Raw genomic sequence first — 21,112 nt, 5'->3', positions numbered from 1 at the left:
TAGTGTCACTGAGTGCACATTAAGTCGAACTGACCAGAAGTGCAAGCGGGGCGGGGGGAGTGCCGCGGGAGTCCATCGCGCGGGAGGGCTCAGCTCTCGGAGCAGTAGCGGTACAGGCGCGCGGGCCGGTGGTTCCCGGTGCGGAACGACTCGGTCGGGACCAGCTCGCCGGAGCCCTCGAGCAGGCGGCGGAAGTTCGAGGGGTCCAGGCGCCGCCCGAGCACGGTCTCGTAGACCTCGCGCAGCTCCGCGAGGGTGAACTCATCGGGCAGGAGCCCCGCCGCGATCCGGCTGTAGCCGACCTTGTTGCGCAGTCGGTCCAGTGCGTACGCGGCGATGCGGTTGTGATCGAAGGCGAGCGGGGGGATCGCGTCCACGTCCAGCCACTCGACGTTCTCCGGCGCCCCGGCCGCCGAGCGCTGGGCGTCGACGAGATCCGAGCGGAGCAGAGCCCAGTAGACCACCGAGATCGTCCGGTTCGGCGAGCGATCGACGTCGCCGAACGTGTACAGCTGCTCGAGGTAGCTCGGTGTGAGTCCGGTCGTGTCGGCCAGGGTGTGCGCCGCCGCCGCATCCAGGTCTTCGTGGACGCCCAGCCAGCCGCCTGGCAGCGCCCAAAGGCCGCGGTATGGCTCCCGGGTGCGCCGGACGAGCGGCAGCATGAGCCGGTCGCCGTCGTCCGAGGCGCGCAGGGAGAAGATGACGGCCGACACGGCGACGCGGATCGCGTCGTCCTCTGTCCTCGCCTCGGTCACACCAAGAGCCTAGGGTGAGGACTCCGGTTCGAGCGACGACAGCCCGTGCCGGCCCCTGCGCCCGCGCGGACCGTGCCGCTATGCTGGGGGCATCAACTGAACACGTGGCCGCATGGTCCGCGCGGGAGAGTCCGGTGATCGCAGCCGGACACCGAAGGAGCAAGCCTCCCCGCCAATCTCTCAGGTAACCGCACCGCGCAGACCCGGCCGCTCTGAAAAGCGATTTCAAGCGAAGCGAGAAATCGGGTTGAGCGAGGACGCCGAAGGCGCCCGAGCCGAAACCCTGGTGAGAGGATCCTCGCGGCTCCCCACTTCTCGCGTGAGAGATCCGCCGACGGTGAAAGCCCTTGCGCACGCGCGCGGGCGAAGCTCTCAGGCTCATGACAGAGGGGGAGTTCTCGGATCCGCGCGCCGTGCGGATCCTCACCGATCCGCACGGGAGAGCTCCATGACACAATCTCCACCTTCACAGGCCCGTTACACACCGCTCCGAGAGCGTCACGAGGCACTCGGAGCCTCCTTCACCGACTTCGGCGGCTGGCAGATGCCGGTCCGCTACACGTCCGACCTCGCCGAGCACCACGCGGTGCGCGAGAGCGCGGGCATCTTCGACATCTCGCACATGGCGGAGTTCACGATCATCGGCACCGGTGCGGCGGCGTATCTCGACTACGCGCTCGCCGGCCGGCTCTCCGCCCTCGCGGTCGGCAAGGCGAAGTACTCGCTGCTGCTGGCCGAGGACGGCGGGATCATCGACGACGTGATCGTCTACCGACTGGGCGACGACGACTTCCTCATCATCAGCAACGCGGGCAACCGCGACGCCGTGCGCGAGGCGCTGCTGGCCCGCACCACGGGTCGCGAGGTCGTCGTCGAGGACGTCTCCGACTCTTACGCGCTCATCGCCGTGCAGGGCCCGAACGCCGAGGCGATCGTCGCCGCGATCGACGGCATCGCGGACGTCTCGATCCCGTGGTCGGAGCAGAAGTACTACGCCTGGGCCTCCGCCACCTACAACGGCAAGCCGCTGCTGCTGGCGCGCACCGGCTACACCGGCGAGGACGGCTTCGAACTGCTCGTCGCCGCCGAGGACGCCGCCGTGCTGTGGGACGCCGCGCTCGCCGCGGGCGCCGACCACGGCCTCGTCCCCGCCGGTCTCGCCGCGCGCGACACGCTGCGCCTCGAGGCGGGCATGCCGCTGTACGGCCACGAGCTCAACCGCGAGACCAAGCCCGCGCAGTCGGGCCTGGGCCGCGTGGTCGTCGAGGACAAGGACGACTTCGTCGGCAAGGGCGAGGTCACGCCGGCCGAGGGTGCACGTGTGCTGATCGGCCTCGCCGCCGAGGGCCGCCGGGCCGGCCGTGCCGAGTACGCGGTGGTGACGGAGAACGGCGCGGTGATCGGCGAGATCACCAGCGGCGCGCTGAGCCCCACACTCGGCCACCCGATCGCCATGGCCTTCGTCGATCCCGCCGTCGCCGACGGCTCCGTCCCCCTGTTCCTCGACGTCCGCGGGACGAAGATCCCCGCGACCGTCACCGCCCTGCCTTTCTACCGGAGGAAGAAATGACCGATCTCAACACCCTGAGCTACAGCGAAGAGCACGAGTGGGTCGCCGTCGACGGCGATTCCGCGACCATCGGCATCACGGACTTCGCCGCGGACGCCCTCGGTGACATCGTCTTCGTCGAGCTGCCCGCCGTCGGCACCTCTTTCAGCCGCGGCGACGTCTTCGGCGAGGCCGAGTCGACCAAGTCGGTCTCCGAGCTGTACGCGCCGGTCGACGGCACCGTCGTCGAGATCAACGACGCCGTGATCGACGACCCGTCGCTGGTCAACTCCGCACCGTTCGACGGTGGCTGGCTGATCAAGGTCTCCATCGCCGCGGGCGCCGTCGACGGTCTCCTCGACCGCGACGCCTACGTCGCTCACACGGAGGGCTGAGAGTGACCGCGTTCCTCGACCGCCATATCGGCACCACCGCCGACGCCCAGCAGGCGATGCTCGACGCGATCGGCATCTCCTACGGCGCCGACGAGCGCCCCGTCGATGCGCTCATGCGCGAGGCCGTCCCGGCCTCGATCCGCTCGGCCGCCGATCGCGTCAGCGTGCTGCCGGCCGCGGCGAGCGAGGCAGAAGCCCTCGCCGAGCTGCGCGCGCTCGCGAATCGCAACGCCGTGAACCGCCCCATGATCGGTCTGGGCTACTACGGCACCCTCACGCCCAGCGTGATCCAGCGCAACGTCCTGGAGAACCCGTCCTGGTACACGGCGTACACGCCCTATCAGCCGGAGATCTCGCAGGGTCGCCTGGAGGCGCTGATCAACTTCCAGACCATGGTCTCCGACCTCACGGGTCTCGACACGGCGAACGCGTCGATGCTCGACGAGTCCTCCGCGGTCGCCGAGGGCATGCTGCTCGCGCGGCGCGGATCCAAGTCCCCATCGTCCGTGTTCGTGGTCGACGCCGACGCTCTGCCGCAGACCAAGGCGCTGCTGGCCACGCGTGCGGCGGCGCTCGGGATCGAGCTCGTCGAGCGCGACCTCGGCGGCGGGGAGACCCTGCCCGAGGAGCTGTTCGGGGTGTTCGTGCAGTATCCGGGCGCCTCGGGGCGGATCTGGGATCCGTCCGCGGTGATCGATGCGGCGCACCTCGCCGGCGGCCTCGCCGTCGTCGGGGCCGACCTGCTCGCGCTCACCCTGATCGCCTCGCCGGGCTCGCTCGGCGCGGACGTCGCCGTGGGCACCACGCAGCGCTTCGGCGTGCCGATGGGCTTCGGCGGCCCGCACGCCGGCTACATGGCCGTGCGGTCCGGCCTGGAGCGCCAGCTTCCCGGGCGCCTGGTCGGCGTCTCTCAGGACGCGGACGGCCACCCGGCCTACCGCCTGGCGCTGCAGACCCGCGAGCAGCACATCCGCCGCGAGAAGGCCACCTCGAACATCTGCACCGCCCAGGTGCTGCTGGCCGTCATGGCCGCGATGTACGCGGTGTACCACGGTCCGGAGGGACTGAAGGAGATCGCCTCCGGCGTCGCCTCCAAGGCCCGCTTCCTCGCCACGCAGCTGGAGAAGGCCGGCGCCGAGATCGTGCATGCCGACTACTTCGACACGATCACGGTGCGGGTTCCCGGAAGGGCCGAGGCGATCGTCGCCGCCGCCCACGACGCGGGGATCCTGCTGAACCCCGTCGACGCGGACACGGTGAGCATCGCCACCGACGAGACCACGACCTACGAGGACATCCTCGCCGTGGCCACGGTCTTCGGCGCGGGAGAGGGCTCGTTCGCCTACATCCCCGTCACCAGCGTGCCGGGGGCCCTGGCCCGCCAGGACGAGTACCTCACGCACCCGGTGTTCCACGCGCATCGTTCCGAGACCGCCATGATGCGGTATCTGAAGAGCCTCGCCGACCGCGACTACGCGCTCGACCGGGGCATGATCCCGCTCGGATCCTGCACGATGAAGCTCAACGCGGCGACCGAGATGGCGGCCATCACGTGGCCGGAGTTCGCGCAGCTGCACCCGTTCGCCCCCGAGGCGGATGTGCAGGGCTCGCTCGAGCTCATCGACCAGCTCGAGGCGTGGCTCGCGGACGTCACCGGTTACGACGCGGTGTCCCTGCAGCCGAATGCCGGCTCCCAGGGCGAGCTCGCGGGCCTGCTCGCGATCCGCGGATACCACCTCGCCAACGGCGACGACCACCGCACCGTGTGCCTGATCCCGTCCTCCGCGCACGGCACCAACGCCGCGTCCGCGGTGCTCGCAGGCATGAAGGTGGTCGTCGTCGCGACCGATGAGCTGGGCAACGTCGACCTCGACGACCTGCGCGCGAAGATCGCACAGCACGCCGACGAGATCGCGGCGCTCATGATCACCTACCCGTCCACGCACGGCGTGTACGAGCACGACGTGCTCGACATCACGGCTGCGGTGCACGCGGCCGGCGGTCAGGTCTACATCGACGGCGCGAACCTCAACGCGCTGCTCGGCTACTCCCGATTCGGCGACCTGGGCGGCGACGTCTCGCACCTCAACCTGCACAAGACGTTCGCGATCCCGCACGGCGGCGGCGGCCCCGGCGTGGGCCCCGTGGCGGCGAAGGCGCACCTCGCGCCGTACCTGCCCGGTCACCCGCAGGCGCAGCGTGCCGAGCACGCGGGCGGCTACGTGTTCGAGGGCGGCCCAGTCTCTGCGGCGCCCTACGGATCCGCGGGCGTGCTGCCGATCTCGTGGGCGTACGTGCGGATGATGGGCGCCGACGGCCTGCGCGACGCGACCGCGGCCGCCGTGCTCGCGGCGAACTACGTCGCCGCGCGCCTGGCCGATCACTTCCCCGTGCTGTACTCGGGCGAACAGGGCCGGGTGGCGCACGAGTGCATCCTCGATCTGCGTCCGCTCAAGGAGGCGACCGGGATCACGGTCGACGACGTCGCCAAGCGCCTCATCGACTACGGCTTCCACGCCCCGACCATGTCGTTCCCCGTCGCGGGCACGCTCATGGTGGAGCCGACGGAGTCGGAGGATCTCGGCGAGCTCGAGCGCTTCGTGGAGGCGATGATCCAGATCAAGGCCGAGGCCGACGAGGTCGCCGCGGGCGTCTGGCCGCGAGACGACAACCCGCTCGTGCACGCGCCGCACACGGCGGCGGCCCTGCTGATGGGGGAGTGGGACCACGCCTACACCCGTGAGCAGGCCGCGTACCCGACGCACGCGCTCATCGCCGGCAAGTACTGGCCGCCCGTGCGCCGCATCGACAACGCCTACGGAGACCGCAACCTGGTGTGCGCCTGCCCGCCGGTGGAGGCGTTCGCGCTGTAGGGATCCGCACGATCCGAAGAACGACGAGGCGTCCTGGGAACCGCTCCCAGGACGCCTCGTCGTTCAGGTCACCAGTAAGTAACGGTTAACGGTACGCATTCGTGCGATCGGCGGACGGGCGGTTAGGCTCAGGTATCCCTGAGCGCTCGACGACGAGTGCGCAGATTGCTGTCAACTGTCCACAGGAGGACACAACGTGAAGCGCAACAAGATCGCCCTCGCGGGCATCGGACTGCTTGCGGTGGGCGCACTCGCCCTCGCCGGCTGCTCCAGCAACAGCGGCAGTGGCAACGCCACCGCCTCGGCCGGCGGTGACTCGAAGGCCGTCATCCGGGCCCTCGGCAGTGAGCCCGAGAACCCGCTGATCCCGACGAACACCAACGAGGTGGGCGGCGGCAAGATCCTCGACTCCCTGTTCGCAGGCCTCGCGTACTACGACGCCAAGGGCAAGCTCGTCAACGACATGGCCGAGTCGATCAAGGTCGACGACGACTCCGACCTGACGATCAAGGTGAAGCAGGGCAACACCTTCTCCAACGGCGAGAAGGTCACGGCCGACAGCTTCATCAACGCCTGGCAGTACGGTGCCAAGTTCTCGAACAAGCAGCTGAACAGCTCCTGGTTCTCCGACATCGAGGGCTTCAGCGCCGACGCCGACGCCGACCTGACCGGTCTGAAGAAGGTCGACGACTACACGTTCACCGTGAAGCTGTCCAACCCGGTCGCCGCGGACTGGTCGCAGCGCCTCGGCTACTCGGCCTACTACCCGCTGCCCGCCGCGTCCCTCAAGGACATGGCCACGGCCGGCGAGAACCCGATCGGCAACGGCCCGTACAAGCTGGCCAAGGACGGCGCCTGGCAGCACAACGTCGAGATCGACCTCGTCAAGAGCGACTCCTACAAGGGTGGCCGTCAGGCGAAGAACGGCGGCGTGACGTTCGTCTTCGAGGCGACCCCCGACGCGGCGTACGCCGACCTGCTCAGCAACAAGATCGACGTGATCGACCAGATCCCGTCCTCCGCTCAGCAGACGTTCGAGTCCGACCTCGGTGACCGTGCGGTCAACCAGCCGGCTGCGATCTTCCAGTCGTTCACGATCCCGGGCAACGCCGAGCACTTCACCGGCGACGAGGGTGCGCTGCGCAAGCAGGCCATCTCGATGGCCATCGACCGCGCCGCGATCACCAAGACGATCTTCAACAACACCCGCACTCCGGCCAGCGACTTCACCTCGCCGGTCATCGCGGGCTGGTCCGACTCCATCAAGGGTGCGGACGTGCTGAAGTTCGACGCGAAGAAGGCGAAGGAGCTGTGGGCCGAGGCCGACAAGATCTCGCCGTGGAGCGGCACCTTCCAGATCGCGTACAACTCCGACGGTGGCCACCAGGCCTGGGTCGACGCCGTGTCGAACCAGCTGAAGAACAACCTCGGCATCGACGCCTCCGGCAACCCGTACGTCGACTTCGCCTCGCTCCGCAAGGACGTGAACGCGCGCACCATCAAGACCGCGTTCCGCACCGGCTGGCAGGCCGACTACCCGGCGCAGTACAACTTCCTGCAGCCGATCTACGGCACCAAGGCCTCGTCGAACGACAGCGACTACTCGAACCCCGACTTCGACAAGCTGATCGCCAAGGGCGCCTCGGCCACCGACCAGGCCGCGGCCACGAAGGACTACGCGCAGGCTCAGGAGATCCTCTTCAAGGACCTGCCCGCCGTCCCGCTGTGGTACTCGAACGTCAACGGCGGCTTCGCCAAGGGCGTGAACAACGTCCAGTTCGGGTGGAACTCGGTTCCGCTGTACTACGAGATCACCAAGGGCTGACCGGCCCGAGGGATCACACCCGCGAGGCGGTGACGATCACGTCACCGCCTCGCGCGCTGTCAACTCAGCGCAAATCAAAAGTGTCGTGCACGTCGAACACGTGACACGATGCTCTCAGCGAGGCGTCGCACCGGCACGGATCGTGCGGGTTCCCGAGGCGCCTCCTCATCTGAAAGGAGGGGCGCATGGTCGGGTACATCCTCAAACGCCTCTTGCAGGTGATCCCCGTGTTCCTCGGGGCCACCCTGCTCATCTATTTCCTGGTGTTCTCCATGCCGGGCGATCCGATCGCCGCACTCTTCGGCGACAAGCAGCCGAGCAAGCAGCTGCTCGCCGCGCTGACGGCCCAGTATCACCTTGATCAGCCGTTCATCGTGCAGTACTGGTACTACCTGGTCGGCATCTTCCAGGGCAACATGGGCACCACGTTCTCCGGTCGGTCCGTCAACGACGTCCTGGCGGCGACGCTGCCGGTCACAGGGCGTCTGGCGGTCATGGCGATCGGACTCGAGTTCACGCTCGCGATCATCATCGGCACCTTCTCGGCGCTGCGCAAGGGCAAGATCTTCGACAACTCGATGCTGGTCGTCTCGCTGATCTTCATCTCGCTGCCGATCTTCGTCATCGCGTTCCTCTCCCAGTACTTCCTCGCCGTCAAGCTGCAGTGGTTCAGTCCCACGGTCGGGGCGGAGAACGACTGGGGCGACCTGTGGCTGCCGGCCATCGTGCTCGGTGTCAGCCTGTACGCCACCAGCATGCGACTCATGCGCGGTTCGGTCATCGACACCCTCAACCAGGACTGGGTGCGCACCGCTTACAGCAAGGGCCTGCCGCGACGACGCGTCATCCCCGTGCACGTGCTGCGCAACTCCCTGATCCCGGTGATCACCAACTCCGCGACGAACTTCGGTGTGCTCCTCGTCGGCGCGACCGTCACCGAGGGCATCTTCAACGTCCCCGGCGTCGGCAACACGCTGTTCCACGCGATTCTGCAGCACGAGGGGCCGACGATCGTCTCCTTCGTGACCGTGTTCGTGATCATCTACGTGCTGGTCAACCTGCTCGTGGACCTGCTGTACGGCCTGCTCGACCCGAGGATCCGCTATGTCTGACACCAGTGCGACGCACTACGTCGCTCCCATTCCCGAGGGCACGATCGCGGTCGACGCGATCAAGATCGCGGAGAAGCCGTCCAACCTCTGGCGGGACGCCTGGGCGGACATGCGCCGCCGGCCGATGTTCTGGATCTCGCTCGTCATCGTGTTCATCGTGCTCGTCATGGCCGTCGCCCCGACGCTGTTCACGCAGACCCCGCCGAACAGCAACTGTCAGCTGTCCAACTCCAACGGGGGACCGACCGCTGGGCACCCGCTCGGCTTCACGTTCCAGGGCTGCGACATCTACGCCCGTACCGTGTGGGGCGCTCGCACCTCGCTCTCGGTCGGCCTGCTCGCGACCCTGATCGGATCCTCGATCGGTCTCATCATGGGGGCCCTGGCCGGGTTCTACGGCGGCTGGCTTGACGGCCTGCTGTCGCGCGTCGGCGACATCTTCTTCTCGATCCCCTACATCCTCGCTGCCGTCGTCGTGATGAGCGTGTTCGCGCAGTACCGCAACGTGTTCACGTTGGCGGTGGCGATCGGAGGGTTCGCGTGGGCATCCACGGCACGCGTCGTGCGAGCGGAGGTGCTGCGTGTGCGTCAGGCCGACTTCGTGATGGCCTCGCGTGCGCTCGGCAAGTCGCGGTTCGGCACCCTCATGTCGCACGTCATCCCCAACGCGATCGCACCGCTGCTGGTCGTCACCACCCTGAGCCTCGCCGCCGCCATCGTCGCCGAGGCGACGCTGTCGTTCCTCGGCGTCGGACTCGGCAGCGGCACCATGAGCTGGGGCAACGACATCAGCCAGGCGCAGCAGTCGCTGCGCGTCGCGCCGATGGCCCTCATCTACCCGTCGATCGCGCTGACCGTCACGGTGCTCGCGTTCATCATGCTGGGCGAGCTCGTGCGAGACGCCCTCGACCCGAGAGCGAGGGCTCGCCGATGAGCGCGAACGCTGACACACCGCTGCTGCGGATCCGCGACCTGCGCGTCGCGTTCGACACCCAGAAGAGCTCGCGCGAGGTGCTGCATGGCGTCAACCTCGACCTGTACGCAGGCGAGACGTTGGCCATCGTGGGCGAGTCCGGATCCGGCAAGTCGACGACCGCATCCGCGATCGTCAACCTGCTGCCCGGAACCGGTCACGTGACCGCGGGCAGCATCACGCTGGACGGTCAGGAGCTGACCGGGCTCACCGAGGGGCAGATGGAGAAGATCCGCGGCCGCGAGATCGGCTACGTGCCCCAGGATCCGATGTCCAACCTCAACCCCGTGTGGTCGATCGGCTTCCAGGTCAAGGAGGCGATCCGTGCGAACGGTCTCGCCACCGGGCGCAAGGAGATCGAGGCGCGGGCCGTCGAGGTGCTGCAGCAGGCGGGTCTCGCGGACGCCGCCAAGCGTCTGCACCAGTACCCGCACCAGTTCTCGGGTGGCATGCGCCAGCGCGCGCTGATCGGCATCGGCCTCGCGGCCGACCCGAAGCTGCTCATCGCGGACGAGCCCACCTCGGCGCTGGACGTCACGGTGCAGCGCGTGATCCTGGATCACCTGGCGTCGCTGACGAAGGAGAAGGGGACGGCGGTCCTGCTGATCACGCACGACCTCGGTCTCGCGGCCGAGCGCGCCGAGAAGATCATCGTCATGCAGAACGGCGAGATCGTCGAGGCCGGGCCCAGCCGGGAGATCCTGGAGAACCCGCTGCACCCGTACACGAAGAAGCTGGTGGCCGCGGCTCCCAGCATCGCGTCGCAGCGCATCCAGGCCGTCCACGAGCGGCAGGGCATCGAGACCAGCGAGGACATCGCCGGCATCGCGCCGACGGTCTCCGTGCGCGATCTGACCAAGGACTACCGGATCCGTCAGGGCCAGTTCCGCAGCGTGCCGTTCCGCGCGGTGGACGCGGTCTCGTTCGACATCCCCAAGGGCAAGACGCTGGCGCTCGTCGGCGAGTCGGGCTCGGGGAAGTCGACGGTCGCGAAGATGGTGCTGAAGCTGGAGGACGTGACGAGCGGCTCGATCGCGATCGACGGCGTCGACATCTCCAGCCTCTCCGGCCGTGAGACGCTCGCACTGCGCCGACGCATGCAGCCCGTGTTCCAGGATCCGTATGGATCCATGGATCCGCTGCGGAACATCGGCAACACCATCTCGGAGCCCATGGACATCCACGGGGTGGGCGACAAGGCGTCGCGCCGGGAGCGGGTGCTCGAGCTGCTGGATCAGGTCTCGCTGCCGCGGGAGCTGGCGACCAGGTATCCGAACGAGCTGTCCGGCGGTCAGCGTCAGCGCGTCGCGATCGCGCGTGCGCTGGCGCTCAAGCCCGACATCGTCGTCCTCGACGAGGCGGTCTCCGCGCTCGACGTGCTGGTGCAGGATCAGATCCTGAAGCTGCTCGCCGAGCTGCAGAGCGAGCTCGACCTCACGTACCTGTTCATCACGCACGACCTCGCGGTCGTGCGCGTCGCGGCCGACCTGGTCTGCGTGATGGAGAAGGGCAAGCTGGTCGAGCAGGGCACGGTGGACGAGATCTTCGCCAACCCCCAGCAGGAGTACACGGAGCGGCTGCTCCAGGCCATCCCCGGCGTCTCGATCGCCCTGGGCGGTCGCAGCGCGTGAGTTCGATGGACCAGATGCCCGTGGGCGCGCGGACGTACCGCGCGTCCACGGGCATCGCCGTGCTCGTGCTGTGCGCGGTGCTCGCCGTCTTCCTGCTCGGCGACGCGGTGGTGCGCGGCAGCTGGGCCCAGATGCTGCTGTACGCGCCGTGGGTGCTGCTGGTGCTGTGGCTCGTCTACGTGATCAGCGTGGTGTCGATGGTGCGGGTGGACGAGGACGGCGCGACCGTGCAGAACTTCCTGCGCCGCACGACGTTCGGCTGGCGCCGGGTCGCCGAGCTCGACCTGCGCTGGCAGCTGGACTTCGCTCTCGACGACGGTCGGAAGCTGGCGTGCTGGGGCGGCCCCGGCCGCATCCAGTCGCCGCGGCTGAGCAGGCGCTCGGGCGAGGTCAAGGTGCCGCAGAGCCTGCAGACGCTCACGGAGGTGCGCACCCGCTGGGAGAACGCCGTCGAGCGCCCGCGGGGAGCCGCGGGGGTGGGCGTGGACGCGCCGATCCGGCGCAGCTGGGACTGGCCGGCGATCGGCGCTCTCGTCGTGATCGCGGTCGGAGCCGTGATCGCGGTCGCGGTCACCCGCTGACCGCTCGGCAGGTCCGGCCGCTCCCGTACTGACCGCGAGACCGAACTTCTGTCTCGAAACGGACGTTCTTATCGGCGGTCTCGGGACGCAGGTTCGGTCTCGCGGTCACAGCATGCGGCACCATGCGCCATGGTGCCGTGGCTGTCGACCGTGGTCACGCGAGGTCGCGGAGTGTGGCGAGCAAGGCAGCGTCGCGGCGATGCGGACGGGGCACACCGGCGTTCGCCAGAATCGTGGTCAGAAGGTCGGAGTCCCGGACTTCGCTCCAGCCCCAGTGCATGAGGCCCGAAGCCTGGCGGCGAAGGCGGGAATCGCGCCGCTTCTCACGCAGGATCGCCCCGGTCGGGTCCTGGAGTGTTCCGTCGTACTTGATCCCGCCGTCTGCCTCGCCGATCAGTCTTCTGCTCGGCCAGAAGAAGTCGGCGCGGTCCACGTAGCCGTCGAGCCGGAACTCGACCTGCAGCTCGGGAATCTCGAATCCCGCCGACTCCATGACACCGAGGCTCAGCGACTCGAGCGGGCTTTCGGGCACGCCGGTGGCACGTTCAAGCGCCCATCGCGCGTTCCGGCGCCCGCGTGACGTGTTACGACTCTCGTTGATCGCTCGTAGCTGCTCCGGATTCGGGTACTGCGTGCGCCGCAGAAGCGCATCTGCGTAGGCGAGACCTTCGATCGGAGGTACGGATCGAGCGACATCCACGATGGTGTCCGGGATCCCCGTGAGAAGGGTGCCGTCGAGCTCCTCGATCGCACGATCCAGGGCGCCGGTATGGATACGGATCCTGCCCGCGATTCGACTGGATCCAAGAGGCTCGAGCACGTGGATCGGCTCATCGACCCGGCCGAGGTAGACCCCGCGAAGGGCGGCCGCCGACAGCCCGCAGAACACGGCATTCGGATCCTTCATGGCGACCGCATGCACCTGCGCGAGGTAGCGGCTCCAGCGCGGCAGTTCACGCCAGGCTCTCGTTTCTGCATAGACGCCGGGCATCACCCGGATGAGCTCGCCTCGATGCCAGGCGCGATTCATCAGACTGGCGTTCGCTGCTCCGCTCGGTCGGAGCAGCTCGACGGGAGCACAGACGAGGGCGCTTTCCGCGACGGAATCGGAACGGGTGTTCATCGCCCCGATCTTCGTCTCTCCGCGTGCGACATGAGAGGGCCCCTGCGGAAACCGCGCGGAACACCGCCTCGTCGGAACCTGTGGAGGACGAGCGGATGCCGACCGCGAGACCGAACATCTGTCTCGAGATCGAAGTTCTTATCGTCGGTCTCGAGACGCAGATTCGGTCTCGCGGATCTGGATCCGAGATTCGGGCGTGCGGCCGGGACGGGCGGGGCGGAGAGTCAGTGCGCCGGCAGGCCGAACAGCGTCGGCCACATCGCCGCCGCCCAGGGGTACCCGACGAAGACCGCGGCATCAATGACGAAGTGCGCGACGAGGAACGGCAGCAGCCGGCCGGTGCGCAGGAACAGGAAGCCGAACAGCAGCCCCATGCCGAGGTTGCCGAGGAACGCGCCGGGTCCCTGGTACAGGTGGTAGCTCGCGCGCAGGACCGACGTGGCGACGAGGATCGTCCACGGCCCCCAGCCGAGCTGGCGCAGCCGCGCGAAGAGGTAGCCGAGCACCACGAACTCCTCTTGCACGGCGGCGCGCGCCGCGGACAGGAGCAGCACGGGGATCGTCCACCAGTACGTGCTCTGGGCCCCCGGGTCCACCGCGACGAACCAGCCGTTCAGCCGCCCCACGACATAGAGCGCCAGCCCGGGGATCCCGATCGCGAGCACGAGCAGAAGGCCGCCTCCCGTGTCCCGGCCGATGCGGGCGTCGTCCAACCCCAGCGCACCGAGGCGGGGGCGCGCCGGGCGCCAGAGCAGGAAGCACACCAGCAGCGCCGGCACCACGGAGAAGCCGATCCCGAGCAGTTGATAGACCAGGTCGAACAGCTCGCGGCTGGACTGCGAGGGGTTCAGGGTCGCGGTCTGATCCGCCAGCGGCGTCGACAGCGACAGGCGGTCCAGCAGCTGCACGATCGCGTACACCGCGGACTGACCGAGCCCGAGACAGAGCACGATCGCGATCTCCCAGCCGATCCGTGCCCGCGACGGTGCGTCCGGCGGGGGAGGGGGCAGCGCGATCCTCATGGGTCGAGCGTACGGCGAGCCGGTATGCATGAGCCCCGCAGAGGACGTCCAGGAGCGGTGTTGTATCCTGAAGAGTCCGGATTCCCGGGCGAAACCCCATCTGCTTAGGACACCTTCATGGCGCACGCCCTCCGCTCCGATCTCCGCAACGTCGCCATCGTCGCGCACGTCGACCACGGCAAGACCACGCTCGTGGATGCGATGCTCCGCCAGACCGGATCCTTCGGCGAGCACGCGCACGTCGAAGAGCGCGCGATGGACTCGAACGACCTGGAGCGTGAGAAGGGCATCACGATCCTCGCCAAGAACACGGCGATCACCTACAACGGCATCCACACCGACACCCCGATCACGATCAACGTGATCGACACCCCCGGCCACGCCGACTTCGGCGGCGAGGTCGAGCGCGGCCTGTCCATGGTCGACGGCGTGGTGCTGCTGGTCGACGCCTCCGAGGGCCCGCTGCCGCAGACCCGTTTCGTGCTGCGCAAGGCGCTCGAGGCCAAGCTCCCGGTGATCCTGCTGGTGAACAAGACCGACCGCCCCGACGCGCGCATCGCCGAGGTCGAGGAGGAGGCCCACGACCTGCTGCTGGGCCTCGCGTCCGACCTCGTCGACGACGTGCCCGACCTCGACGTCGACGCCCTGCTCGACGTGCCCGTCGTGTACGCCTCCGGTCGTGCCGGCGCCGCGTCCCGCACCCGCCCCGACAACGGATCGCTGCCGGACAACGAGGATCTCGAGCCGCTGTTCGAGGCCATCCTCGAGCACGTGCCCGCCCCGGCCTACGACGACGAGGCGCCCCTGCAGGCGTGGGTCACCAACCTCGACTCCTCGCCGTTCCTCGGGCGCCTCGCGCTGCTGCGCGTCTTCAACGGCACCCTGAAGAAGGGCCAGACCGTCGCCTGGGTGCGCGGCGACGGCTCGAGCAGCAACGCCCGCATCACCGAGCTGCTCAAGACCCGCGCCCTCGAGCGCTACCCCGCGGAGGAGGCCGGTCCCGGCGACATCGTCGCGATCGCCGGCATCGCCGACATCACGATCGGCGAGACGATCGCGGATCCCGAGGACGTGCGTCCGCTGCCGGCCATCACGGTCGACGACCCCGCGATCTCGATGACGATCGGCACCAACACCTCGCCGCTCATGGGCAAGGTCAAGGGGCACAAGCTCACGGCGCGCATGGTGAAGGACCGCCTCGACCGCGAACTCATCGGCAACGTCTCGCTCAAGGTCGAGGACATCGGCCGCCCGGACGCCTGGGAGGTGCAGGGCCGCGGCGAGCTCGCGCTCGCGATCCTCGTCGAGAACATGCGTCGCGAGGGCTTCGAGCTCACCGTCGGCAAGCCACAGGTGGTCACGAAGAAGATCGACGGCAAGACGTACGAGCCGTTCGAGCACCTCACGATCGACACGCCGGAGGAGCACCTCGGCGCGATCACCCAGCTCCTCGCGAACCGCAAGGGCCGCATGGACAACATGACCAACCACGGCACCGGCTGGGTGCGCATGGAGTTCATCGTTCCGTCGCGCGGCCTCATCGGCTTCCGCAGCGAGTTCCTCACCACGACCCGCGGCACCGGCATCGCCAACGCGATCTCGCACGGCTACGAGCCGTGGGCCGGCCAGATCACGACCCGTCAGAACGGCTCGATCGTCGCCGATCGCTCGGGCGTCGTCACGCCGTTCGCGATGATCGCCCTGCAGGAGCGCATGTCGTTCTTCGTGCAGCCCACCGAAGAGGTCTACGAGGGCATGGTCATCGGCGAGAACTCGCGCGCCGACGACATGGACGTGAACATCACCAAGGAGAAGAAGCTCACCAACATGCGCTCCTCCACGGCCGACAACTTCGAGTCGATGACGCCGCCGCGCCTGCTGACCCTCGAGGAGAGCCTCGAGTTCGCCCGCGATGACGAATGCGTCGAGGTCACGCCCGAGAAGGTGCGCATCCGCAAGGTGATCCTGGACGCGACCGTCCGTGGCCGCGAGGCTTCGCGCCAGAAGCGCCAGGACGTCAACGCGTAAGTCGTCGCCGGACGGCACATCGAGACCCCCACGTGCTGTCGAGACCCCCACGGATCCACGGATCTGCGTGGGGGTTTCGACTCTGCGTGGGGGTCTCGGCGGTGAGGGGCGGGCCGGCAGGCGGGCCGTTCCGCGTGCAGGCCCCTCAGCGCAGCTCGGAGATGAGCACCGCGGAGGTGCCGGGTTCGAGCGCCTCGAACACATGCGAAGCATCGCCGGGGTAGGAGAGGTAGTCGCCGGGCCGCAGCTCCTCGGCAGCCTCGGCAGGGCCGATCAGAGCGCGACCGCTGATCAGCACGACGTGCTCGGTGGTGCCGATGTGGTGCGGCGTCGAGCGGCGGGGCTCGCCGGGCTCGGCCTGGATGATGTAGAGGTCTCGACGCGCGCCTGGGGGGCAGGCCGCGATGAGCGTGGCCAGGTACGGCGCCGCGGCGGATGGCACCCCGGCGTGGTCGCCGGCCCGGATCAGGGTCGGCGCGTTGGTGCGCTCCTCCACGAAGGCCGCGAAGGGCACGCCCAGTGCGTCGGCGATCGCCCACAGGGTCTCGACACTGGGTCCTGAGGATCCGCTCTCCAGCTGCGACACGGTGGCCTTGGAGACGCCGGCGCGGCGGGCGAGCTCGGAGACGGAGATCCCCACGGCCTCGCGTTCGCGACGCAGGGACCGGGAGATGCGCTCACGGAGATCATCCATCCGGCCAGTATTCCAAACGTTCGTTCATCTTGACAAACGATTTGCGGATGTTCAGAATGATCGTCATGCGTTCAGAGGAGCGAACGATCGACCGTGGCCCGGAGGATGCCGCCGCCGAGGTGCGCGTCGCGCGCCGGGAGGCGATCGGGGTCGCCCTCGCGACCAGTGCCTACGGGATCTCGTTCGGCGCGCTCGCGGTCGCGAGCGGCTTCGACGTGTGGCAGACCTGTGTGCTGAGCCTGCTGATGTTCACCGGCGGATCCCAGTTCGCCTTCGTCGGCGTGATCGGGGCGGGTGGGCTCGCGGCGGCACCCGCGGCCATCGCCTCCGCCCTGCTTCTGGGCGTGCGCAATGTCGCGTACGGCATGCGCATGTCGCCGGTGATCGGACGCGGAACGGCCCGGCGTGCGCTCGCGGCCCCGTTCACGATCGACGAATCCACCGCCGTCTCGCTCGCACAGCGGTCGCCGCGGGCGCGCACGGTCGGCTTCTGGATCACCGGGGTGGGGATCTACGTCGGCTGGAATCTGGCGACTCTGCTCGGCGCGCTGCTCGGGGACGTGCTGGGGGATCCGAAGACCTACGGGCTGGACGCGGCGGCGGCTGCGGCGTTCCTCGCGCTGCTGTGGCCGCGTCTGCGCACACGGCAGGCCATCGCCGTCGGCATCGCGGCTGCCGCGGTCGCGACGGCGCTCACGCCCGTGCTGATCCCGGGGCTGCCGGTGCTCGTGGCGGCGTTCGTGGCGATCGTCGTCGGCTGGTTCAACTGGTTCGGGTCGAAGGCGGCTGTCCGCGCGGCCGCGGAGGAGACGTCATGACCCTGTGGAACGCCGTGCTGCTGGCCGCCATCGGCTGCCTCGTCCTCAAAGGAGCGGGCTATCTGGTGCCGGCTTCCGTCCTGGAGGCGCCCCGGCCCGCCCGGATCACCGACCTGCTCGCGGTCGCACTGCTCGCCGCGCTCGTCTCGGTGCAGGCGCTCGCGACGGGCCCGCACATCGTCGTGGACGCCCGCGTGCCCGCGGTGCTCGTCGCGGCAGGGCTGCTGGCACTGCGGCAGTCCTTCCTCGTCGTGGTGATCGCCGCCGCCGTCGTCGCTGCTCTCCTGCGGCTCCTCGGCTGGGCCGCGTAAGCTCGAGCCGTGCGTGGATCATGGCTCAGCAGAGCACTGTCGTGGGTGGCCCTGTTCGCGGTGGGCGCCGTCTTCGGCCTCGCGACGACCGTGACGCATTCGACCTCCGTGTGGGGGCTGCCGTGGGTCGGGCTGGTGCTCGGCGCCGTCGCCTGCGGCGGCATGCTCCTCGCCGTGCGGCTGCTGCTGCACGACCGCTGGGGTGCGCTGGTGACGGGACTCGGCGTGCTCGTCGGCATGGTGGTGATCTCGGGTCGCGGCCCCGGCGGGTCGGTGATCGTGCCGAACGATCTGCTCGGCGTGACCTGGACCTGGACCATCGCCGGCATCGTGCTGCTGATCGTCGCATGGCCGGACTTCTCGCGCATCCGTCGTCTGCAGCAGGAGCAGGCCGCGCGCAGCCGGCTGGCGGGAGAAGCGTCCGTCGACGGGTCGTAGACTGAGTCCGTGACATATGTGATCGCCCTTCCCTGCGTCGACGTGAAGGATCGTGCCTGCGTCGACGAGTGCCCCGTGGACTGCATCTATGAGGGTGAGCGATCGTTGTACATCCACCCGGACGAGTGCGTCGATTGCGGCGCCTGCGAGCCGGTGTGCCCCGTCGAGGCGATCTACTACGAGGACGACCTCCCCGAGGAATGGGCCGACTACTACAAGGCGAACGTCGAGTTCTTCGACGAGATCGGATCTCCGGGCGGGGCCGCCAAGGTCGGCGTGATCCATCACGACCATCCGGTCATCGCCGTCCTCCCGCCGCAGGGCGAGTAGCCCCGTGAGCGTTCGCGATCTCGCCGACTACCCCTGGGACGCGGTCGCCCCGTTCCGCGAGCGCGCGGCTGCGCACCCGGGCGGCATCGTCGACCTCGCGATCGGATCCCCCGTGGACCCGACCCCCGACATCATCCGCCATGCCCTCGCCGAGGCCACCGACGCGCATTCGTATCCGCAGACCGTCGGGACCCCTGCGGTGCGCGAGGCCATTGTGGACTGGTACGCGCGGCGCCGCGGCGTGCCCGACCTGCGCGTGGACAACGTGATGCCCACGATCGGTTCCAAGGAGCTGGTCGCACTGCTGCCGACCCTGCTCGGGCTCGGTGCGGGCGACATCGTGGTGCAGCCCCGTGTCGCCTATCCGACCTACGCGGTCGGAGCGCAGGTGGCCGGAGCGACCGTCGTGAGCGAGGACGATCCCGCGCGCTGGCCCGAGGGTGCCAAGCTCATCTGGATCAACACTCCGGGCAACCCGGACGGACGCACCTGGGCCGTCGACGAGCTCGCCGCCGCCGTGCGTCGCGCGCGCGAGCTGGGCGCGATTCTCGCGAGCGACGAGTGCTACGCCGAGCTCGGCTGGGACGGGCCGTGGGCGAGCGAGCCCGTGCCCTCGGTGCTGGATCCGCGGGTCACCGGCGGCACCAGGGCGGGCCTGCTCAGTGTCTACTCGCTCAGCAAGCAGTCCAATCTCGCCGGCTACCGCGCCGCCTTCGTCGCCGGGTGCGCCCGTGTGGTGGGGGAGATCCTCACCGCCCGCAAGCACCTCGGCCTCATGCCGCCCGCTCCGGTGCAGCACGCCATGGCCGTGGCGCTGCGCGACGACGAGCACGTGGCGGTGCAGAAGGAGCGCTACCGGCAGCGCCGTGACGTGCTGCGACCGGCGCTCCTCGACGCGGGATTCCGGATCGACGGTTCCGAGGCGGGTCTGTACCTGTGGGTCACGCAGGGCCGCGACGCCTGGGAATCCATGGGGGTGCTCGCCGATCTCGGGATCCTGGCGGGCCCTGGACCCTTCTACGGCGAGCACTCTCCGCAGCATGTGCGGCTCTCGCTGACCGCGCCGCTCGAGCGGATCGAGGCGGCCGCGGCGCGCCTGCGCGGTATGGCTTCGTAGCTTTCCACAGGGCCTCGGGCTTAACTCTTGGCCGTTTTCACAGTAGGTCTGCGCGCGGACTAGGCTGTATGAGCGACGCGATCGCGGGCCCACCGGCGCCGATCGCGCATCCCCCACACGAGACAGACGCATAGGAGGTCTGCGTGAGCGCAGCGGGCGAGCGGCCTACGAAGGCGACGCTGACAGTAGGCGACAAGACCGCGGAGTTCCCGATCCTGCAGGGCACCGACGGGCACGCCAGCATCGACTTCTCCACCCTGACCAGGCAGACCGGCCACACAGGCCTCGACTACGGCTTCGTGAACACGGCCTCCACCAAGTCGGAGATCACGTTCATCGACGGCGACAAGGGGATCCTGCGCTACCGCGGATACCCGATCGAGCAGATCGCGAACACGTGCTCCTATCTCGAGGTCGCGTGGCTGCTCATCTACGGCGAGCTGCCCACCGCCTCCGAGCTCGCGGAGTTCGACGAGAAGATCCGCCGGCACACGCTGCTGCACGAGGATCTCAAGCACTTCTTCTCGGCCCTGCCGCACACCGCGCACCCGATGTCGGTGCTCTCCAGCGCGGTCGCCGCGCTCTCGACCTACTACGAGGGCGAGACCGACGTGCACAATCCCGAGCACGTCGAGCTGAACATGGTGCGCATGCTCGCCAAGCTCCCGGTGATCGCGGCGTACGCGCACAAGAAGAGTGTCGGGCAGGCGTTCCTCTATCCGGACAACTCGCTGAGCTTCGTCGACAACTTCCTCAAGCTCAACTTCGGCGTGCACAGCGAGCCGTACGAGATCAACCCGGTCATGTCACGGGCGCTCGAACTGCTGCTGATCCTGCACGAGGACCACGAGCAGAACGCCTCCACGTCGACCGTGCGGCTGGTGGGATCCACCGGGGCGAACCAGTTCGCCTCGATCTCGGCCGGCATCCAGGCCCTCTCCGGCCCGCTCCACGGCGGTGCGAACGAGGCGGTTCTGACGATGCTCGGCCAGATCCGGGACTCGGGCCAGAGCGTGCAGCGGTTCGTCGAGCGCGTGAAGAACAAGGAAGACGGCGTGAAGCTCATGGGCTTCGGGCACCGGGTGTACAAGAACTACGACCCGCGCGCCAAGCTGGTCAAGGCCGCGGCGGACGAGGTGCTGGCCGAGCTCGGCGTGACGGATCCGCTCCTCGACCTCGCGAGGGAGCTGGAAGAGGTGGCGCTCGCGGACGACTACTTCCAGGAGCGTCGCCTGTACCCGAACGTCGACTTCTACACCGGCGTGATCTACAAGGCGATGGGCTTCCCGACGCGCATGTTCACCGTGCTGTTCGCGATCGGCCGCCTGCCGGGCTGGCTGGCGCAGTGGCGCGAGCTGAACCTCGACCCGCAGACCAAGATCGGCCGCCCGCAGCAGCTGTACACGGGCTCGCCGGAGCGCGAGTTCCGCCGCGGCTGAGACATCGAGGATCGTGCCCGTCTCCCTTGACGGTGCCCGGCGACGGGTGTAGGACTCTCATGACTGGGGGCGGTCGGGAACGGTCGGGATCGACCTGA

General features: G+C 68.8%; 19 protein-coding genes and 2 riboswitches. Of the genes, 15 read left to right on the top strand and 4 right to left on the bottom strand.

Going from position 1 to position 21,112, the window contains the following annotated elements; genetic code table 11:
* Positions 1-89 precede the first annotated feature (89 nt).
* A complete protein-coding gene (locus LXM50_RS14040) occupies positions 90-755 on the bottom strand; it encodes an NUDIX domain-containing protein (protein ID WP_308192530.1) in 666 nt (221 codons plus the stop codon).
* A 112-nt stretch (positions 756-867) separates the two neighbouring features.
* Positions 868-961, top strand: a riboswitch (glycine riboswitch).
* 67 nt (positions 962-1,028) lie between these two features.
* A riboswitch (glycine riboswitch) is annotated at positions 1,029-1,152 on the top strand.
* Between the two features lie 51 nt (positions 1,153-1,203).
* Here LXM50_RS14040 and gcvT point away from each other — a divergent pair.
* The 8 genes from gcvT to LXM50_RS14000 all read left to right on the top strand — a co-directional run bounded on the left by gcvT (position 1,204) and on the right by LXM50_RS14000 (position 11,694).
* Positions 1,204-2,325 carry a glycine cleavage system aminomethyltransferase GcvT gene (gcvT, locus tag LXM50_RS14035; RefSeq protein WP_233312013.1) on the top strand — a complete coding sequence of 374 codons (1,122 nt, stop codon included), beginning with the start codon at positions 1,204-1,206 and terminating at the stop codon, positions 2,323-2,325.
* On the top strand, positions 2,322-2,699 hold the full coding sequence (gene gcvH, locus LXM50_RS14030) for a glycine cleavage system protein GcvH (RefSeq protein WP_233312012.1): 378 nt from the start codon (positions 2,322-2,324) through the stop codon (positions 2,697-2,699). Before gcvT ends, gcvH begins: the two co-directional genes overlap by 4 nt.
* 56 nt (positions 2,700-2,755) lie before the next feature.
* On the top strand, positions 2,756-5,572 hold the full coding sequence (gene gcvP / locus LXM50_RS14025) for an aminomethyl-transferring glycine dehydrogenase (RefSeq protein ID WP_233312101.1): 2,817 nt from the start codon (positions 2,756-2,758) through the stop codon (positions 5,570-5,572).
* A 196-nt stretch (positions 5,573-5,768) separates the two neighbouring features.
* Complete coding sequence (locus LXM50_RS14020) at positions 5,769-7,397, top strand: ABC transporter substrate-binding protein (protein WP_233312009.1); 1,629 nt, start codon at positions 5,769-5,771, stop codon at positions 7,395-7,397.
* Between the two features lie 185 nt (positions 7,398-7,582).
* The gene (locus tag LXM50_RS14015; protein ID WP_233312008.1) at positions 7,583-8,509 is read left to right on the top strand and encodes an ABC transporter permease; all 927 of its coding nucleotides are present in this window, start codon (positions 7,583-7,585) and stop codon (positions 8,507-8,509) included.
* Positions 8,502-9,443 carry an ABC transporter permease gene (locus LXM50_RS14010; RefSeq protein ID WP_233312006.1) on the top strand — a complete coding sequence of 314 codons (942 nt, stop codon included), beginning with the start codon at positions 8,502-8,504 and terminating at the stop codon, positions 9,441-9,443. The genes LXM50_RS14015 and LXM50_RS14010 overlap by 8 nt, the downstream gene beginning before the upstream one ends.
* The gene (locus LXM50_RS14005; protein ID WP_233312005.1) at positions 9,440-11,113 is read left to right on the top strand and encodes an ABC transporter ATP-binding protein; all 1,674 of its coding nucleotides are present in this window, start codon (positions 9,440-9,442) and stop codon (positions 11,111-11,113) included. Before LXM50_RS14010 ends, LXM50_RS14005 begins: the two co-directional genes overlap by 4 nt.
* A 5-nt stretch (positions 11,114-11,118) precedes the next feature.
* Positions 11,119-11,694: a PH domain-containing protein gene (locus tag LXM50_RS14000; RefSeq protein WP_233312003.1), complete on the top strand. Its 576-nt coding sequence runs from the start codon at positions 11,119-11,121 to the stop codon at positions 11,692-11,694.
* 154 nt (positions 11,695-11,848) lie between these two features.
* On the opposite strand, the gene LXM50_RS13995 is transcribed toward LXM50_RS14000, so the two are convergent.
* On the bottom strand, positions 11,849-12,817 hold the full coding sequence (locus LXM50_RS13995; RefSeq protein WP_233312002.1) for a hypothetical protein: 969 nt from the start codon (positions 12,815-12,817) through the stop codon (positions 11,849-11,851).
* Between the two features lie 224 nt (positions 12,818-13,041).
* Entirely contained in the window at positions 13,042-13,839 is a 798-nt protein-coding gene (locus tag LXM50_RS13990) for a CPBP family intramembrane glutamic endopeptidase (protein WP_233312001.1), read from the bottom strand.
* Positions 13,840-13,956: 117 nt separating this feature from the next.
* Between LXM50_RS13990 and typA the strand changes: the two genes are divergently transcribed.
* Positions 13,957-15,867, top strand: a complete 1,911-nt coding sequence (gene typA / locus LXM50_RS13985; protein WP_233312000.1) for a translational GTPase TypA — start codon at positions 13,957-13,959, stop codon at positions 15,865-15,867.
* A gap of 145 nt (positions 15,868-16,012) precedes the next feature.
* Here the strand turns inward: typA and LXM50_RS13980 are convergent, their stop codons facing one another.
* Positions 16,013-16,561, bottom strand: a complete 549-nt coding sequence (locus tag LXM50_RS13980) for a helix-turn-helix domain-containing protein (protein ID WP_233311999.1) — start codon at positions 16,559-16,561, stop codon at positions 16,013-16,015.
* 65 nt (positions 16,562-16,626) lie between these two features.
* Between LXM50_RS13980 and LXM50_RS13975 the strand changes: the two genes are divergently transcribed.
* The 6 genes from LXM50_RS13975 (at position 16,627) to LXM50_RS13950 (ending at position 21,014) form a co-directional block, all read left to right on the top strand.
* Positions 16,627-17,379: an AzlC family ABC transporter permease gene (locus LXM50_RS13975; protein ID WP_233311998.1), complete on the top strand. Its 753-nt coding sequence runs from the start codon at positions 16,627-16,629 to the stop codon at positions 17,377-17,379.
* Positions 17,376-17,690, top strand: coding sequence for an AzlD domain-containing protein (locus LXM50_RS13970; RefSeq protein ID WP_233311991.1), 315 nt, complete (start codon positions 17,376-17,378; stop codon positions 17,688-17,690). The genes LXM50_RS13975 and LXM50_RS13970 overlap by 4 nt, the downstream gene beginning before the upstream one ends.
* 9 nt (positions 17,691-17,699) lie before the next feature.
* Complete coding sequence (locus LXM50_RS13965; protein WP_233311990.1) at positions 17,700-18,128, top strand: histidinol dehydrogenase; 429 nt, start codon at positions 17,700-17,702, stop codon at positions 18,126-18,128.
* Between the two features lie 9 nt (positions 18,129-18,137).
* Positions 18,138-18,458 (top strand): ferredoxin, encoded by a 321-nt coding sequence (gene fdxA, locus LXM50_RS13960; RefSeq protein ID WP_045272231.1) that lies wholly within the window; start codon positions 18,138-18,140, stop codon positions 18,456-18,458.
* Between the two features lie 4 nt (positions 18,459-18,462).
* Complete coding sequence (dapC, locus tag LXM50_RS13955; RefSeq protein ID WP_233311989.1) at positions 18,463-19,575, top strand: succinyldiaminopimelate transaminase; 1,113 nt, start codon at positions 18,463-18,465, stop codon at positions 19,573-19,575.
* Between the two features lie 143 nt (positions 19,576-19,718).
* The gene (locus LXM50_RS13950; protein WP_233311988.1) at positions 19,719-21,014 is read left to right on the top strand and encodes a citrate synthase; all 1,296 of its coding nucleotides are present in this window, start codon (positions 19,719-19,721) and stop codon (positions 21,012-21,014) included.
* The last annotated feature ends 98 nt before the right edge of the window (positions 21,015-21,112 follow it).

The organism is Microbacterium sp. Au-Mic1 (genome assembly GCF_021341785.1).
Taxonomy (GTDB): domain Bacteria; phylum Actinomycetota; class Actinomycetes; order Actinomycetales; family Microbacteriaceae; genus Microbacterium.
Note: the sequence above shows the minus strand (reverse complement) of the source record. Positions and strands in the feature narration are given on the sequence as shown.